Source organism: Frankia gtarii (genome assembly GCF_025403375.1).
GTDB classification, from domain to species: Bacteria; Actinomycetota; Actinomycetes; order Frankiales; family Frankiaceae; genus Frankia; species Frankia gtarii.
Genome location: NZ_JAMPTM010000005.1, coordinates 34,873 through 50,216 on the forward strand (window position 1 = coordinate 34,873; position 15,344 = coordinate 50,216).

The 15,344-nt window shown below is 73.7% G+C and carries 12 protein-coding genes; 4 read left to right on the forward strand and 8 right to left on the reverse strand.

The window, feature by feature from the left end:
• Nucleotides 1-14: 14 nt before the first annotated feature.
• The 4 genes from NBZ83_RS01850 to NBZ83_RS01865 are packed head-to-tail and all read right to left on the reverse strand — an operon-like array spanning nucleotide 15 to nucleotide 8,194.
• Nucleotides 15-1,256: a VWA domain-containing protein gene (locus NBZ83_RS01850; RefSeq protein WP_261564442.1), complete on the reverse strand. Its 1,242-nt coding sequence runs from the start codon at nucleotides 1,254-1,256 to the stop codon at nucleotides 15-17.
• Nucleotides 1,249-3,780, reverse strand: coding sequence for a DUF5682 family protein (locus tag NBZ83_RS01855; RefSeq protein ID WP_261574202.1), 2,532 nt, complete (start codon nucleotides 3,778-3,780; stop codon nucleotides 1,249-1,251). The genes NBZ83_RS01850 and NBZ83_RS01855 overlap by 8 nt, the downstream gene beginning before the upstream one ends.
• Nucleotides 3,780-4,946: an ATP-binding protein gene (locus tag NBZ83_RS01860; protein ID WP_261564439.1), complete on the reverse strand. Its 1,167-nt coding sequence runs from the start codon at nucleotides 4,944-4,946 to the stop codon at nucleotides 3,780-3,782. The genes NBZ83_RS01855 and NBZ83_RS01860 overlap by 1 nt, the downstream gene beginning before the upstream one ends.
• The gene (locus NBZ83_RS01865; RefSeq protein ID WP_261574203.1) at nucleotides 4,943-8,194 is read right to left on the reverse strand and encodes a DUF5691 domain-containing protein; all 3,252 of its coding nucleotides are present in this window, start codon (nucleotides 8,192-8,194) and stop codon (nucleotides 4,943-4,945) included. The genes NBZ83_RS01860 and NBZ83_RS01865 overlap by 4 nt, the downstream gene beginning before the upstream one ends.
• Nucleotides 8,195-8,443: 249 nt before the next feature.
• Between NBZ83_RS01865 and NBZ83_RS01870 the strand changes: the two genes are divergently transcribed.
• Nucleotides 8,444-9,424 (forward strand): epoxide hydrolase family protein, encoded by a 981-nt coding sequence (locus NBZ83_RS01870; protein ID WP_261564596.1) that lies wholly within the window; start codon nucleotides 8,444-8,446, stop codon nucleotides 9,422-9,424.
• Nucleotides 9,425-9,441: 17 nt separating this feature from the next.
• On the opposite strand, the gene NBZ83_RS01875 is transcribed toward NBZ83_RS01870, so the two are convergent.
• The 3 genes from NBZ83_RS01875 to NBZ83_RS01885 are packed head-to-tail and all read right to left on the reverse strand — an operon-like array spanning nucleotide 9,442 to nucleotide 10,465.
• Nucleotides 9,442-9,789: a hypothetical protein gene (locus NBZ83_RS01875; protein WP_261564437.1), complete on the reverse strand. Its 348-nt coding sequence runs from the start codon at nucleotides 9,787-9,789 to the stop codon at nucleotides 9,442-9,444.
• Entirely contained in the window at nucleotides 9,786-10,124 is a 339-nt protein-coding gene (locus NBZ83_RS01880; RefSeq protein ID WP_261564436.1) for a hypothetical protein, read from the reverse strand. Before NBZ83_RS01880 ends, NBZ83_RS01875 begins: the two co-directional genes overlap by 4 nt.
• Nucleotides 10,125-10,141: 17 nt before the next feature.
• Nucleotides 10,142-10,465, reverse strand: coding sequence for a PadR family transcriptional regulator (locus NBZ83_RS01885; protein WP_261564434.1), 324 nt, complete (start codon nucleotides 10,463-10,465; stop codon nucleotides 10,142-10,144).
• Nucleotides 10,466-10,888: 423 nt separating this feature from the next.
• Here NBZ83_RS01885 and NBZ83_RS01890 point away from each other — a divergent pair, with 423 nt between their 5' ends.
• The 3 genes from NBZ83_RS01890 to NBZ83_RS01900 all read left to right on the forward strand — a co-directional run bounded on the left by NBZ83_RS01890 (nucleotide 10,889) and on the right by NBZ83_RS01900 (nucleotide 13,376).
• Nucleotides 10,889-11,119: a hypothetical protein gene (locus NBZ83_RS01890; protein WP_261564433.1), complete on the forward strand. Its 231-nt coding sequence runs from the start codon at nucleotides 10,889-10,891 to the stop codon at nucleotides 11,117-11,119.
• On the forward strand, nucleotides 11,116-11,499 hold the full coding sequence (locus NBZ83_RS01895) for a twitching motility protein PilT (protein WP_261564432.1): 384 nt from the start codon (nucleotides 11,116-11,118) through the stop codon (nucleotides 11,497-11,499). Before NBZ83_RS01890 ends, NBZ83_RS01895 begins: the two co-directional genes overlap by 4 nt.
• Before the next feature lie 326 nt (nucleotides 11,500-11,825).
• Complete coding sequence (locus NBZ83_RS01900) at nucleotides 11,826-13,376, forward strand: carboxylesterase/lipase family protein (protein ID WP_261574204.1); 1,551 nt, start codon at nucleotides 11,826-11,828, stop codon at nucleotides 13,374-13,376.
• A 491-nt stretch (nucleotides 13,377-13,867) separates the two neighbouring features.
• Here NBZ83_RS01900 and NBZ83_RS01905 read toward each other — a convergent pair whose 3' ends face one another.
• The gene (locus NBZ83_RS01905; protein ID WP_261574205.1) at nucleotides 13,868-15,250 is read right to left on the reverse strand and encodes a phenylacetate--CoA ligase family protein; all 1,383 of its coding nucleotides are present in this window, start codon (nucleotides 15,248-15,250) and stop codon (nucleotides 13,868-13,870) included.
• Between the last annotated feature and the right edge of the window lie 94 nt (nucleotides 15,251-15,344).

Here is a 15,344-nt window from a genome sequence, read left to right on the forward strand (position 1 = left end):
CGCCGACCGCCGGGTCAGGCTGGGACGAGGCCGTGCAGCGCCGCCCACCGGCCGACCTCCTCCCGGCGCAGAGCCGTGGCCAGCAGCTCGGGGAATCTGTCCGGGGTGCAGGCGAAGGCCGGCGCGCCGAGCTGCGCGCAGGTCGCCGCGAGCTGGTGGTCGTAGGCGGGAGCACCGTCGTCGGACAGCGCCAGCAGCACGATGACGGCGACCCCTGAATCGACCAGCCCACGCAGCCGGGCGATCAACGACGACTGGTCGCCGCCCTCGATGAGATCGCTGATGAGGATGAGGACGGTGTCGGCGGGCCGGCGCACGAGACTCGCGCCGTAGCCGACCGCGCGGTCGATGTCGGTGCCGCCGCCGAGCTGGACCCCGAAGAGCACGTCGACGGGGTCGTCGAGGGCGTCGGTCAGGTCCACCACAGACGTGTCGAAGACGACCAGCGAGGTGCGCAGGGACCTGATGCTCGCCAACGACGCGCCGAGCACCCCGGCGTAGACGACCGACGAGGCCATCGAGCCGCTCTGGTCGATGAGCAGGATGACGTCGCGCAACGCGGCCACCCGCCGGGCCCGCTGGTATCCGATCAGCCGGTCGACGATGACGGTGCGCTGCTCGGGCTGGTAGTTGCGCAGGTTGGCGAGGATCGTCCGGTTCCAGTCGACGTCGGGCAGCCGCGGGGTGCGGGCGCGTTCGCCGCGGTTCAGCGCGCCGAACACCGCCGAGCGCAGCGAGTGCGCCAACCGTCGCTCGATGTCCTCGACGACCTTGCGCACCACCATCCGCGCGGTTTCCCGGGTGCGTTCGGGCAGCGCCGAGCGCAGCGACATCAGCGTGCCCACCAGGTGCACATCGGGCTCGGCCGCCGCCAGCAGCTCGGGCTCCATCAGCAGCCGAGCGAGTCCCAGCCGCTGGACGGCGTCGTGCTGGAGGACCTGCACCACCGACGACGGGAAGTAGTCGCGGATGTCGCCGAGCCAGCGGGCCACCGCCGGCGCCGATCCGCCGAGCCCCGCCGAGCGCCGCCGCCCACGACCGCCGCCGGGCTCGCCGTCGGCGTCGTAGAGCGCGCCGAGCGCGGCGTCGATATCCGCGTCCCGGGTCGACAGCGCCCGCGCCGGGCCGAACGCGGGCGCCGCCGGCGCGCCGAGGATCAGCCGCCACCGCCGCAGCCGCTCCTCCTCCGCCGCCATCTCGCTGGCGGACCGCGTCGACCCCGGACCGTCGATGTCCCTGGTCGTGTGGTCAGGCATCGGAGTGTCCCTCCTCCGCGCCGGCAAGCGCGGTGCTGGCCGGTCTGGTGCTGGCCGGCCGTGTGCCGGCCGGTGTGGTGCCGGCGGCGGGTGCGGTGCCGGCAGGACCGAGCAGAGTGGTGAGCGCGGGCAACACGGCCGCGACCCGGCCGAGGTCCCAGGCCGGGCCATCGCCGGCAGGGACCGCGCCGGCCGGCGAGATGGCCGCCGGGGCCGGACTTCCTCCCGCACTCCCTCCCGGGCTCCCGGAGTCCGCCGGGTCTGTCGCGATGCCGCCCGGCGGGCCGGCGGTCGGCCGGGGCAGGCCGGAGCGGACCCGTTCGCCGATCAGGCGGCGTTCCGGGCCGGCGAAGTCGGCGAACGTTCGGCGCAGGGGCGCCAGCACGATCGTGAAGGCGTCCCCGTCGAGGCCGGCCAGCCAGGTGTCGACGAGCGAGAGCATCGCGGGGTCGCGGGCCAGCACCGCGCCGGACCGGCCGAGGAAGCCCGCGAGCCAGCGCGCGGCGTCTGCGGGGGCGCCGCCGGCCGCGGACAGCGCCCGCGCCAGCCTGGTCGCCACCTCTGTGGCCGCGAGCACGCCGGCGTCGGACAGGATGCGGGTGCTTCGCCCGGCGACCAGCGGGTTACCGCCGGCCATGGCGGCGGCGACGCCCACCGCCGCGTGCCACCGGGCGACGTGTTCGGGGTCGGCGACGAGCCCGAAGGCGGTGTCCGCGGTGTCGATGGCGGCGACCATGGCGTCCGCGGCGTCGTCGTCGAGGCTTGCGCAGGCCGGCGGCAGCCCCGCGCAGATGCGGGTCATCAGGCTCGTCGTCAGCCCGACGACCAGGCCGGTGTCGGTGCCGCGCACGTCGCCGTAGCGGTGGACCCGGGCCAGCGGGGCCAGCGCCAGCATCAGGTGGGCGACGTCGCCGGTCGTGGCCGCGCGCTGTTCCAGCCCCGCGCGCACCGCCTCCAACGCGGCGGCCAGGTTCGCGAGGACCACCTGCTCGAACAGCCCGGTGATGGCGGCGAGGTCGGGCGCTGCATGGATGCGCTCGGCGACGACGTCGCCCGCGGCGTCCTCGACGGTTGCGCCGTGCCTGGCGGCCGCGACGAGCGCCAGCACGAACGTCGGCTTCCAGGCGAGCGTCCAGCCCTCGGCGAACGTGCCGGTGCTGCTGGTCGTGGTGGGGATGCCCCAGTCGACGTCGAGCAGGCGCAGCCGGTGCAGCAGGGCGCTGCGCTCCCGGTCGAGCTCGCGGCGCAGGTCCAGGCGCAGCGGCTTCTCCACCGGGGTGGGCGCGAGCCGCAGCCTCTTCTGCGCACGGGCGACGTCGGCGGCCAGCGGCACGGTGGGCACGTCGGGGCCGACGGCGCCGACGACGTCACCGACGACGAGCTGTTCGCGGACGACGGCCAGCGGCACCGGGTCACCGGCGCAGAGCCCGGCCAGCACCGCGTCGGTCAGCTCGGTGAGTCCCGGGACGGCTCGCTCACGCACCGCGGCGAGGGCCTCGGCCAGCCGCACGGTCTCCACCACCGAGGCCGTCGAGGCGGGCAGGTCGGCGGCGCGCAGAAGCGCCGCGACACGGGCGACCCACCTGGCGCCGACCTGGTTGGGCGCGGTCCACAGGTGGTGGTACCAGCCCGGTGACGTGACGCCGGCGCCGTAGCCGGAGTCGGCGCTCAGCAGCGCGTGCGTCCACGGCACCCACGTCGTGGCGGTGCGCACCGGCCGGACGCCGCGCAGCAGCTCACGGTCTGCCGCGACGGTGATCCGGCCCGTCCGGCCGGTCAGCGCCGGGACGTGCCACGCACCGCAGAGCACGGCGATCCGTGCAGCGGCGTCGGCGCCGGTGCTGGCCGCACGGATCGCCAGGCGCATGTGCGCCTCGCGCAGGTCCTCCCGCCGAGCGTGCGCCCCCCGCGACGCGTCCGGTCCGGGCTGGTGGTCGGGATCGCGCAGCGCCGCCATGGACTCGGCCACGGCGGCGAACAGCTCCAGCACCGGGGAACGGCCGCCCGCGCCGGCCGTCGGGGTACTCGCGGGCCGGCGGTGTTCGACGAGGTCCTCCCAGAATCGTTCCGGGTCGTCGTGGCCGGCGGCGAACGCCAGCCAGCCGAGCGGGTCGGCCACCAGCTCCGGGACCGTCTCGTCGCCGGCTTCCGCCGTGTCCTCGCCGGCTTCCGCCGTGTCCTCGTCGGAGTCGGTCTCGGCGTCGCGCCGGCGCAACGCCAGGTCGTGACCGAAAGGCAGGTCGATGAACCGGGTGGGCACACCCGCCGCACGGCCGTGCAGCAGGGCCTGCCACTCGGGGGAGAACTCGGCGAAGGGCCAGAAGGCGGCGTCGCGCGGCTCGTCGAGGGCGTAGGCGGTCAGCGCCACGGGTGGGGTGAGCGCGCCGACGTGGGTGAGCGCGCTGTCCCCCTCGGGCGGCCCCTCGACGAGGACGAGGTCCGGATCGAGTTCGGCGAGCGCCGCCCGCACCGCCCGCGCCGACCCGGGGCCGTGGTGGCGCACTCCCAGAACGGTGACGGACATCAGGCGCCGCCGGGGACGCGTGCGTCGTCGTCCAGGTCACGGCAGGCCCGGTACAGGTCCGACCAGCCCTTCCGGTCTCGGACCACGCCTTCGAGGTACTCGCGCCAGGCCACGGGGTCCGCCGAGGGATCCTTGATCACCGCGCCGAGGAGCCCGGCGGCGACGTCCTCGGCCCGCAGCCGGCCGTCGCCGAAATGGGTGGCCAGCGTCATTCCCCCGGTGATCACACTGATCGCCTCGGCGGTGGACAGGGTGGCGGTCGGGGTCTTCAGCGTGGTGCGCCCGTCGCTGGTGACGCCGGCGCGCAGCTCGCGGAAGATCTGCACGACGCGGCGCACCTCGCTCGCGGCCGGCGGCTCGTCCGGCAGCGCCAGCGCCCGGCCGAGGTCGGCGACCCGCCTGGTGACGATCTCCACCTCGGCGTCCTCGCTGGCGGGCAGCGGCAGCACGACGGTGTTGAACCGGCGGCGCAGCGCCGAGGACATCTCGTTGACGCCGCGGTCACGGTCGTTGGCGGTGGCGATCACGGCGAACCCGGCGACGGCCTGCACCTCGCTGGCCAGCTCGGGGACGGGCAGGGTCTTCTCCGACAGCACGGTGATGAGCGCGTCCTGCACTTCGGCGCCCATCCGGGTGAGCTCCTCGACCCGGGCAATCGACCCGCGGGTCATCGCGCGCATCACCGGCGAGGGCACCAGTGCGTCGGGGGAGGGCCCCTCGGCGATCAGGCGGGCGTAGTTCCAGCCGTAGCGGACAGCGTCCTCGGAGGTGCCGGCGGTGCCCTGCACGACGAGGGTCGAGTCGCCGCTGACCGCCGCGGCGAGGTGTTCGGACAGCCAGGTCTTGGCGGTGCCGGGGCTGCCGAGCAGCAGCAGCGCCCGGTCGGTGGCGAGGGTGGCGACCGCGACCTCGACGAGGCGCCGGGATCCGATGTACTTCGGGGAGATGACCGTTCCGTCGTCGAGCACGCCGCCGAGCAGGTAGGTGACGACCGCCCACGGCGACAGCCGCCACGACGGCGGGCGCGGCCTGGTGTCGGCGGCGGCGAGCGCGGCGAGCTCGCCGGCGTACGCCTGCTCGGCGTGCGGACGCAGCAGCGGCGCACTGTCCGCGGTGGGACCGGCGTCGGGGGCGGCGGTGTTGGTGGACGGGGGCGCCAGGGTCATGAGGGGCCTTCCTGAGGCAGGTGCACCGGGCGTGCCGGCCCGGTGTCGACGGGGGGTGGGTCGGTCAGTGCGGTGCGTAGCCGCCGTCGGGTGCCGAGGATCGTGGTCAGCCGGGTGCGCCCGTCGAGATCGAGGTACCTCGGCCGATCCGGGTCGGGATCGCCGAGGTCGGTGTCGGGATGCAGCGCCCAGGCCATGGGTCCGATGAGCTCACGCAGGAGGTAGTCGTCGGAGTAGCGACGTGCGGACAGGGCGGTGAGCGCGGTCCACACCGCCCGGGAGAACGGCTCGGACCATGGGCCGGGCACCGCGGTCAGCAGCGTTGTGATCCGCTCGACCGGCGAATCCAGCCACCGCCCCTCCCGGTCCTGGGCCGCTGACCCCTCCGGGTGGTAGGAGTCGAGCCTCAGCAAGCGCAGCGCGTGCGTGAGAGCGTGCGTGCGGGCGGGCTCGGCCAGGCAGGCGATGAGCCGCCCCTGGTGCGTCCGCCCGACGTGGGGGAGGAGCGCCGCAACCCAGCCGGGATCGCCATGGCGCAGGACGGCGGGCAGCAGCCCGATGCTCAGCAGCTGGCTCCCCGGGTGGCGCGCCCCGGGCAGGTCGGCCACGGCACCGAGGAACTCCTCGGGGGTCAGCCCGGTGCGGCGCGTCCACACGGTCGGATCGACGCGGGCGAGTTCGGCCACGAACATGACCTCGCCCGCCGTTGCCCTGCTGAGGATCAAGCTGGCCGGAGTGTCGCTGATGCCGTCGCGGCGCATCTCGTCGCTGCACTCGGCCGGCAGGGTGATCTCGAGATGGTGGCGCCCGATCAGCCTGCCGCGCCGTGCCGCGATCATTCCTTCGGTGCGCGCCTCGGCGCGTGCCTGCAGGCCGGCACCGGGCAGGAGCAGAGCGATCTCGACCGCGGCCCGGCGGATGTCGTCGCGCCGGTCGTCGAGGGCATGGTCGAGCAGGTCGACGTCCCAGGGACCGAGACCGACCCGCAGCGCCTCGCAGAAGGCGAGGCGTTGCGCGGCACTGGCCGCGTCGAACGCGGCGAAGGCGGGACCGTCCGCCGGGCCGCGCAGGAGCGTCATCGCGGCGGCCGGGTCGCGCTGCCTCAGCTCCTGCACCAGCGTGCGCCGTTCGAGGGCGCTCGCGGTCGGCCAGTCGGCGAGGCGGGTGGGCGCCACCCACCGGCCGTCCGGGTGCAGGCCGGCGAGCCACCGCCCGCGCTCGCCCAGAACACCGGCGATCGGGGCGCGGATCGCGACATCCCGCAGGCCAAGCGACAGCAGCCCCGGCAGCAGCAGATTCGGGGCGCGCCACCCTCCCTCGGCCACCAGCTCCAGGCACTGGCGGGCCGCCTCGGGCTCGGATCCGCCGAGCGCGCCCTCGACGATGCGCGCCGTGTCCGGCGCCAACGCCGGTACCCGTTCGGGTGCGGCGAGGGCGGGGGCCGGCAGCGCACGGGCGTCGGCGGCGAACAGGCCGGCGCGGCGCGCGCAGGACGCGAGAGCCGCCGTCCGCAGCAGAGCGGCGGCGCGCGAGGGCCCGTCCCCGGCCGCACCGCCTCCGCCGCCTTCACCGCCTTCACCGGAGCCAGCAGCGTCACCGAGGTCGGGGAGGACGGGCACGGCGGCGCGCGCCGTGCCGATAACGGCCGCGTCGACCAGGCTCGACCATCCCGGCGCCGGTCGCGGACAGGCGGGCTGCTCAGGGGGCTCGCTTCCGGGGTCCGCAGAGCTCGTCGGTGCGGGCAGGTCGGCGCCGGGCTGCGGCCGGGACGGCATCGCCGCCAACGGCACCAGGTCAAATCCGTCCCACTCCACGGCCAGGTCGAGGGGGCGGCCGCCGCCAAGAGCCAGCAGGTGCCAACCCCACTGGGCGCCCGAGTCGGCCGCCAGCGGCAGGGCCTGGCCGGCCTGGTCGCGCAGCAACCAGCGCGCACCGACGCCCGACGAGCGCCCACCCGCCGGACCTTTCCTCGCCGCCGCACCCGTCGGCGCCCTGCGGGGGGCGTCGACGAGAGGCGGCAGCACGGTGAGCTGGCGCACGACGAACGCGACGGGGTCGGCCCACGGATCCGCGGCCAACGCCGGGGTGAGCGCCGTCAGCGCCTCCTGCCAGGTCCTCGCGGTATCACCGGTGTCGTCGCCGGCCAGGTCGGCGAGTGGTTCCGGGGCCGTGGTCGTCTCGGCGAGGGCCAACCTGGTCGGGCGACGCCCCGGATACGCGGCCACCTCCGCCTGGAAGCGGGTGAGGACGGGCAGGGTCGGCGGCGGGGTCTCTTTGGCGGGGCCGTAGGTGACCAGCAGCGCGAGCCGGTCGAGTCCGGCCACCCGCAGCCACTGCCGCCGACCCTGCAGCTTTCCGGTGCTGAACCGGCGCTCGCCGAGGACGTCGATCGGCCCGGCTAGCCGCTCGCCGGCGAGCACGTCCGACGCGTTCCGGGAGAAGCCGATCCGGTCGCGCACGACGTCGACCAGCGCGGGCCCCACCTCGCCCCGCCTCGACCAGCCCTCGCAGAGCAGGTACAGGCGGCCGAGCCGGTCGGTGAGCCGCGCCGGCCAGTCGGGACCGCCCGCCGCGGCGATCCGCGCCATGTCGCGGACGACCTCGGCGAGCCCCGGCGCCTGCGCATCGACCATCCGCGCCGCGGTCACCTCCCACCAGGAGGAAGGCCGGACCTGGGCGGCGCCGAGCCCGCCGTGGGCGAGGTCGACCAGCCAGCGGCTCAGCTCCGCGACCCCGGCGTCGACCCGGGCGTCGCGGCGGGCCTGCGTGCGAGCCGACGAGGCGGCGCGGGCCGTCCCGGACTTCCTACCGCCGCCGGCCTCACCCGTCACCGCGGCCTCACCCGTCACCGCGGCACTTCCCCGCGCCGTGTCGGAGGAGGCCGCCCGCGCGGCACGGGCGGCCCGCCGCGCGAGCCAGTCCGCGACCCACTCCGGCGGATCATCGCCGGTGGCGAACGCTGCCGGGGTGTCGTAGGCGAGGAACAGCAGGCCGAGGGCGTGCTTGCAGGGAAACTTCCGGCTCGGGCAGGTGCAGGAGGAGGCGAACTCGGCGCCGGCCAGCACCACCACCCGATACGGCGTGGCTCCGCTTCCGCGGCACGCCCCCCACAGCGCCTCGCCGGACATGCCGAGGCCCGACCAGCTCCCGGGGCTGCCGAGCCGTTCGCCCGCCCGGGCGGAAGCCTGATCGGGCGCCATGGCGAGGACGGCCTCGCGGCTCATGGCCGAGACAGGTGTCAGCGACATGCCAGGGAGTCTGGCCCCGGCCTCCGACACTTTTGCCCGGCGCAAGCACGCCGACGAAGGCCATCAAACTGACCTGCGACGCTGGTGGGCCAAGGTGACGTGCGACGCGCAGGCACGGCACCAAATGGTTCAACCGCAGCGGGTCTGAATTCTCACACTGCCCAGGACGCCCACACGCAGGGTGGCCGAGGTGCGGCGTGCGCTCATGCGTGAGTCGCTGGACCAGCTCAGGGCGCTCACCGCAGCCCTCTGGCCGACCACTGGCGCCGCCGTTACGACTGGCGTGCGGCGGAGGCCGAGCTGAACAGCCATCCGCAGTTCGTCACCGAGATCGACGGCCAGCGGATCCACTTCCTGCACCTGCGCTGCCCGCGGCCGGACGCGCTCCCGCTGGTGCTCACCCACGGCTGGCCGGGGTCGGTGGTGGAGTTCCTTGACGTGATCGGGCCGCTCTCGGCCGAGTTCCACCTGGTCGTCCCGTCGATCCCGGGCTGGGGCTTCTCCGGCCCGACGCGCGAGCGCGGTTGGGATGTCGACCGCGTGGCACGTGCCTGGGCGGAGCTGATGCGCGGCCTGGGCTACCGGCGGTACGGCGCCCACGGGGGAGACCGGGGGGCCTCGGTGTCCCGGGCGCTGTCGCAGCACGACGCCGAACACGTCGTCGGGATCCACCTCAACTACCTCCCGACCCCACCGCTGCCCGGCGACCCGGACCGCACCCGGCTGACCCCGGGGGACCAGGAGCGGCTCGCCCAGACCGAGGCCTACCTGCGCGACCAGCCGGCGGTTCGGCAGATCAACGGCACCCGGCCGCAGACCCCGGCGTACGCCCTCAACGACTCGCCGGTCGGGTTGCTCGCCTGGCTGCTCGACCCGATGACGATGTGGGCGGCCCCGGACTTCTCGATCAGTCCCGACCGGGTGCTCACGAACGTGACGCTGTTCTGGCTGACGGGCACCGCGGGCTCGGCACCGCGCCTGCACCGGGAGACCGGCGGCCCGCCATCGTGGCGGACCGTCCAACCGGTGGGCGTCCTCGTCCTGCCCGAGGACATCACCCGCCCGATCCGTCCGTACGCGGAGCGACGGCTACCGATCGCCCGGTGGACGGAGGCCGGCCGTGGCGGCCACTTCCCGGGGCTTGAGGTTCCCGACCTGCTCGCCGCCGACATCCGTGCCTTTTTCGGAGCCTGTGAGGCCGACAGCTCCGGCGTGCGATTGTCCGTGTGACGACTGCGAGGGCTGTCTCATGCTCGCTGGTCGGGTCTCCTGTTCAACCAGCGGAACAGCGACAGGCCGGTCAGGAACAGGACGAGGACGGCGGGGCCGACGTGCACGGTGATGAACCCGATGTAGTGAGGGCCGCCCCAAGCTCGTCGGTAGGTCTCGGGACGGCCGGGGTGCTCGGTGGCGATGATGTATCCGGCCCGTGCGACGAGGAAGGCGCCGGCCGCCAGGAGGAGGAGGCGAGCCGCCGCGCGCCGTAGTCGGGCGCCCCAGCCACCGGCTGGCGGTGGCGCGGACCGGCGTGCCACGATCAGACCCAGCGTGATCAGGACCGCCGCGACCAGCGCCGCTACGAGCAGGCCCGTCATGCCGGTTCGTGATCGCGGCGCCGGACGCGCCGCCTGGTCGCGGAGCCGATCACCAGCACTGTCGGTGCCAGAACCGCCACCAGCGCCAACGTCCGCAGCGGGGTGGTCGGAGCCCAGAGGATGTTGTCGGTCAGCCCTGCCCGCGAAGCCATGGCTTCGACGGCGGCCGTCGCGAGTACCGATCCCGCGACCTGGGCGACGCGTGGCCTGGCCTGGAGGCGGAGCCCGACGGCGTGGCGCAGAACGTCGACGATCGCGGCCAAGGTAAGTGGAGTCTCCTGGAGGAGCGCGGCGAACTCGTCGCCGTAGCGCGCCCGCCACCGTTTGGGATACATGGCGAGAAGGAGACACCTCATGCCTGCGCCAGCCGTGACTGTCCGGTCTGGACGACCCGGGACCAGGTCGCCAGCTGGGCGGCCAGCGCCGCTCTTCCCGCCGCCGTGATCTCGTAGGGGCGGCGGCGATCGTCGCTGGGCAGTGCGGCGATGAGGCCGCGCTCCACCAGCTTGGTCAGTGAGCCGTACAGGGTGCCGGGACCGAGCCGGACCCCGGTCTGCTCCAACACATCCGCGGTGATCGCGTAACCGTGTTTGGCGCCGTCGCTCAGTGACAGCAGGACCAGAACTCCCGGCTCGCCGAAGCGGGCCAAGCCCTCATCCCGCTGGAATCTCGCCATACGATGTATCGTATGGCGTAGTAGGAGGGAGCGGCAAGACACGAAGCGGCCCGGAACTCTCGGACTCGCGGCGACCGCGATGTCACTGCTCGGACGCCGGCGATCGCGAGACGAGGGGCGACGACGCGGACGAGCTGCTGACGAATGACCCGCTGGCCACCGACCATCGGTGGCCGAGCCGCCGGCGCCGGACCGGCGTCTGCCTCCTTTCCGCCCCTTCTCCTCGGCGCGATCTGAGGACTGGTCGGCGGGCGCGACAGTCCTCACCGCGATCAGGCTCGCCCACGGCGATGGCAGAGCCGCCGATTACCCACCGCTGCCCCTGACCACTCCTGCCCGGCAGACACCGTGGACGAGCCACATCGAGATGACATACCGCGGTAGTTGCTACCCCGGTATTCTGGAGCGGTGAAGGTTGACAAGATGAGCGTCTCGTTCGACGGCGAGCTGGGCGACGCGGTTCGGGACGCCGCCCGGCGCGCTGGCGTCGGGCTGTCGGCCTGGCTCGCGGGCGCCGCTGCCGCGAAGCTTCGAGCCGATGCCCTCGCCGAGTTCCTCGACTCGTGGGAGACGGCAAACCCGGCGTTGACGCCGGAGGAACTGGCGCGGGCTGAGCGCGAGCTGGGCCTGGGCACGGATCAGTCGGCGGCGTGAGCGCGATCGTTCTCGACGCGGGTGCGCTCCTGGCTGTCGAGCGCGGCGATCGGGAGATGGTCGCCCGACTCCGGGTTGCGCAGCAGCGGGACATCGGGCTACGGAGCAACGCCGTCGTCGTTGCCCAGGTCTGGCGGGATCACGCCGGGCGGCAGGCCGCACTGGCCCGCCTGCTACGCGCGGTGGAGGTGTGCACCGTTGACGAGCGGACCGGCCGCGATGCCGGTGTGCTACTTGGTCGCGCCGGTACATCCGATGTGGTCGACGCGACGGTCGCCCTGCTCGTCCGTCCGGGCGACCGCATCCTGACCAGCGACCCCAAGGACATCACCCGGCTCGTTCAGGCGGGTGGCGTACCAGCCGTGGTGGTGCGCTGCTGACAACCCCACCAGCCGGCTTCCCACGGCGGACGATCCGCTGACGAACGATCCGCCGGCGCTGTTGATCGGGATGGTGCTGGATCAGCGGATTCGGTGGTGGTTCCGCTGCCGCCGGTCCCGGTCAGGGTGTGCCGAATCCTTGTTGCAGCGGGGCCAGGGCGTCGTCGATCGCAACGACCGGGTCCCGACGGTGCACCTCCCCGCGTATTGATCACAGGTAAATGATTGGCGAGGGTTCCGGTCCTGCGTGATGATTCCGCCGTCCGCGTCCGCGTCCGCGATCGAGTGCGCGATCGAGTGCGTGGTGTGTCCGCGTAGGAGGAACGATGACGACTGCCGTTGCCGGACCGGCGTCTGCTGGGTCCCGGCCCGAGGTCCGCGTGGCGGGCGGGGCACTGCGCGGCAGCCTGGAGTCGGGCGTGGCGGTCTTCCACGGCATCCCCTACGCCGAGCCGCCGGTCGGCGGGCTCCGCTTCGCCGCGCCGCGGCCGGCCGCAAGCTGGGACGGTGTGCGGCCGGCCCTGTCCTACGGCCCCCCGCCGCCGCAGTCCGATGGGCTTGGCCGGGACCCGTCGTCCCAGGACACGACGGGCGACGACTGGTTGACGGTCAACGTCTGGTCGCCCGAGCCCGACCCGGCCGCGAAGCTTCCGGTGATGGTCTGGATCTACGGCGGTGCCTACACGATCGGCGCATCCAGCCGGCCCGAGTACGACGGCGCTCACCTGGCCCGGGACGGCGGTGTGGTCGTGGTGACCTTCGACTACCGCCTCGGGATGGAGGGCTTCGCCCAGATCGCGGGAGCACCCCCCAACCGCGGCCTGCTCGACCAGGTCGCCGCCCTGGAATGGGTACGCGACAACATCGCCGCCTTCGGTGGCGACCCGAACGAGACCACGGTGTTCGGCGAGTCCGCCGGCGCCGGATCGGTCGCCGCCCTGCTGGCCATGCCCCGGGCGGCCGGGTTGTTCCGCAGAGCCATCGCGCAGAGCGTGCCGGGCACCTTCTTCTCCCCGCAGCTCGCCGCCGACATCGCCACCACCTGCGCCGACGAGCTGGGACTGCGTCCCACCGTCACGGACCTGTCCACCGTGGACCCGGCTCTGCTGGCCCTCGCCGGTGACACCGTCGCCGCCACGATGACCGCCCGGGCCCAGCGCTGGGGCCAGGCCGCGCACCGGTCGATCCTTTTCGCGCCCGTCGTCGACGGCGAGGTGCTGCCGGCCACGCCGTGGCAGGCCATGGCCGCCGGCTCCAGCCGGGAGGTCGACCTTCTCGCCGGCCACACCCGCGACGAACAGCGGCTGTTCACCGCCCTCACCGGCCTGCTCGGGCAGGTGACACCCGATCAGGCGGCGACCGCGCTGCAGGTCTTCGCCCCCGGCCCGGACGGCGCCCGCCGCTACCGTGACGCCTACCCGGACGCGGGCCCCGACCAGTTGTACGAACTGGTGCACTCGGACTGGCTGTTCCGGATGCCCACCCTGCACCTCGCGCAGGCGCAGGTCGCGGGCGGCGGGCGGGTGCACCTCTACGAGTTGGCCTGGTCGGCCCCGGGCCTGGGCGGCGCACTCGGCGCCTGCCACGGCCTCGACGTACCGCTCGTGTTCGGCAACCTCACCAACGGCCAACCAGCCATGCTCATCGGCGAGCGCCCCACCTCCGAGGCGACGGCCCTGTCGGCGCGGATGCGGACCGCCTGGACCACGTTCGCCACCCGGAGCGACCCTGGCTGGCCGGCCTACGATTCCGCCCGACGCCTCACCCAGGTCTTCGACACCACATCGCTCGTCACCGCCTACCCGGAGGAGCGATCCCGGCTGATCTGGCAGGACCACTCCTTCCCGCCCCTCCTGCCAGGACTCGACGTGCGCTGAGTTTCTCGCCGCCCGACCTTCGTGTTGCTTCCCGGCGGGCTCGACCCTCCGCGCTCCCCCTCCGCACTTCGCCTCCGCGCTCCGCCCGCGTTCAGGCGGACACTGGCGGAGGAACTGGGCGGGGCAGGGCGTCAGGCGTGGGTGCGCAGTGCCTGGGCATATCACTCGCGTAGCAGCTCGGCGATCTCAACCCAGGCCGCGACCTGCTCCGGGGTCGAATCCTCGGGTAGCTCGGGTGCACCCATGGCCAGCTTGTCAGCGACAGCGCTCGGACTGTCGCCGAAGACGGCGGGCCTCCACCCACTGGAGAGTCAACGGCCCCGACCTGCCCACTCCCCGCGTCGCGCGGTGGGACGGTCCGCGGGCGTCACCACTGTCGATCATCACGGTTCAAGGCTGATCGACGACCGGTGGCGTCGTCGCGGGTGGCTTCGATCCGGATGCTGGGCAGAGCCGTCCGATGCCGATTTTGATGCCGACGCGTACCGGGGCTAGTCGCTCAGCGCGATGAAGCGCTTGAGCTTGCCTGTCGAGGCGTGCCGGGGGAGCTGTTCGACGACGCTGACACTGATGTCAGGATTCGTAAGTCCGTACGGCCGTAGCGAAGAGGCGAGTGCCGCGGCTACCGCGGTGGCGTCGGGTGACCCGACCACGAGCACCTCCGCCCCGCCCGCGGTCTGACGCACCTGATATTCCGAGATGAGCGGGTCGGTACCCAGCACGTGCCGGAACGCGCTCGCCGGGACCGTTCGCCGCCCGTAGCGGAAGTCGTCGTCACACCGACCGACGATGTCGGCGACGCGCGGCATCGAACTGCCACATGCGCAGCGGCCGGGCAGCAGCGTGATCTCGTCACCGAGGTCATAGCGAACAAACGGGAACGTGCGCCCGGCGAGCCCGGTCGCGAGCGTGCGCGCCGCCGGCTCATCGGGGGCGACTGGCCGCCCGGCCGCATCGACCCGCTCGAGGATCACCTCGTCCGCGCAGATGTGAAGACCGTCGCCGTGGCCGCAGCCGACCGCCTGGACGCCGATCTCGGTCGAGCCCCACAGGTTGTGGACGGGAGCGCCCCAGGCGGTGTCGATCGCGTGGCGGTCCTGTGCGCTGAGCGGCTCGGAGTTGGTGCTCACCCGAACCGGCCGGATGTCGAGCTCTCCCACGATCGCGGCCCGGGCGAGGCGGCCGATCATCGAGGCGTAACCCACGAGATGGGTCGGCCGCGCGCCCGCCACCGCGCGCAGCACCTGATCGAACGGCGCCGCCGCCGGGATCACGACGGTCTGCATCGACGGCCCGGTCGCGACGTCGAACAACGGCGTGCTCGCGTGTGGCGGCTCGCCGGCCTCTATCACCGCCAGTCGCATCGGGTGGCCGGCCGAGCCGGAAGCGCGCTCGTCACGCGTCTGCCATCGCCAGGCGAGACAGGCGAGCGTGACGAACTGCTCCCAGTCCCAAACGTAGACGCCGCGCACACCGCTTGAACCGCCCGAGCTGAATACCTGGAGTCCCGCGGGCGTGTAGGAGAACCAGCCCTGCTGGGCCAGCACCCGCTCGGCGCCCGCACGGTCGATATCGGGCGTGGTGACGATCCTGTCCCATTCGTTCTGGATATCCTGCTTGTTCATGGCTGGCAGCCGTGCGAGGTCCTCGACCGTCGCTGTGGCCGGGTCGATGTGGGCCATCCGGGCCGCGTGGAACGGCGAGCGCTCGCGCGCGAAACCCAGCAACGACCGGAGTCGTTCGGTGCGGTAGCGCTCGACTCGCTGGCGCGGCCACGCCAGCCGCGCCACATGATCCTCGAGCGTGGCCTGCACAGCGCTCAGGTGTGCTGCGCGCAGACGCTGGTACGCCGCCTTGGCGTCCTCCCGGGACACGCACCCAGTGTCGGCCACGGCGCAGCGGTCACGCCAGCCGCGAGGCGGCAGCAGTCGCTGACGAACCGCTCGCCCCAAGATCGAGCCGTGCGGG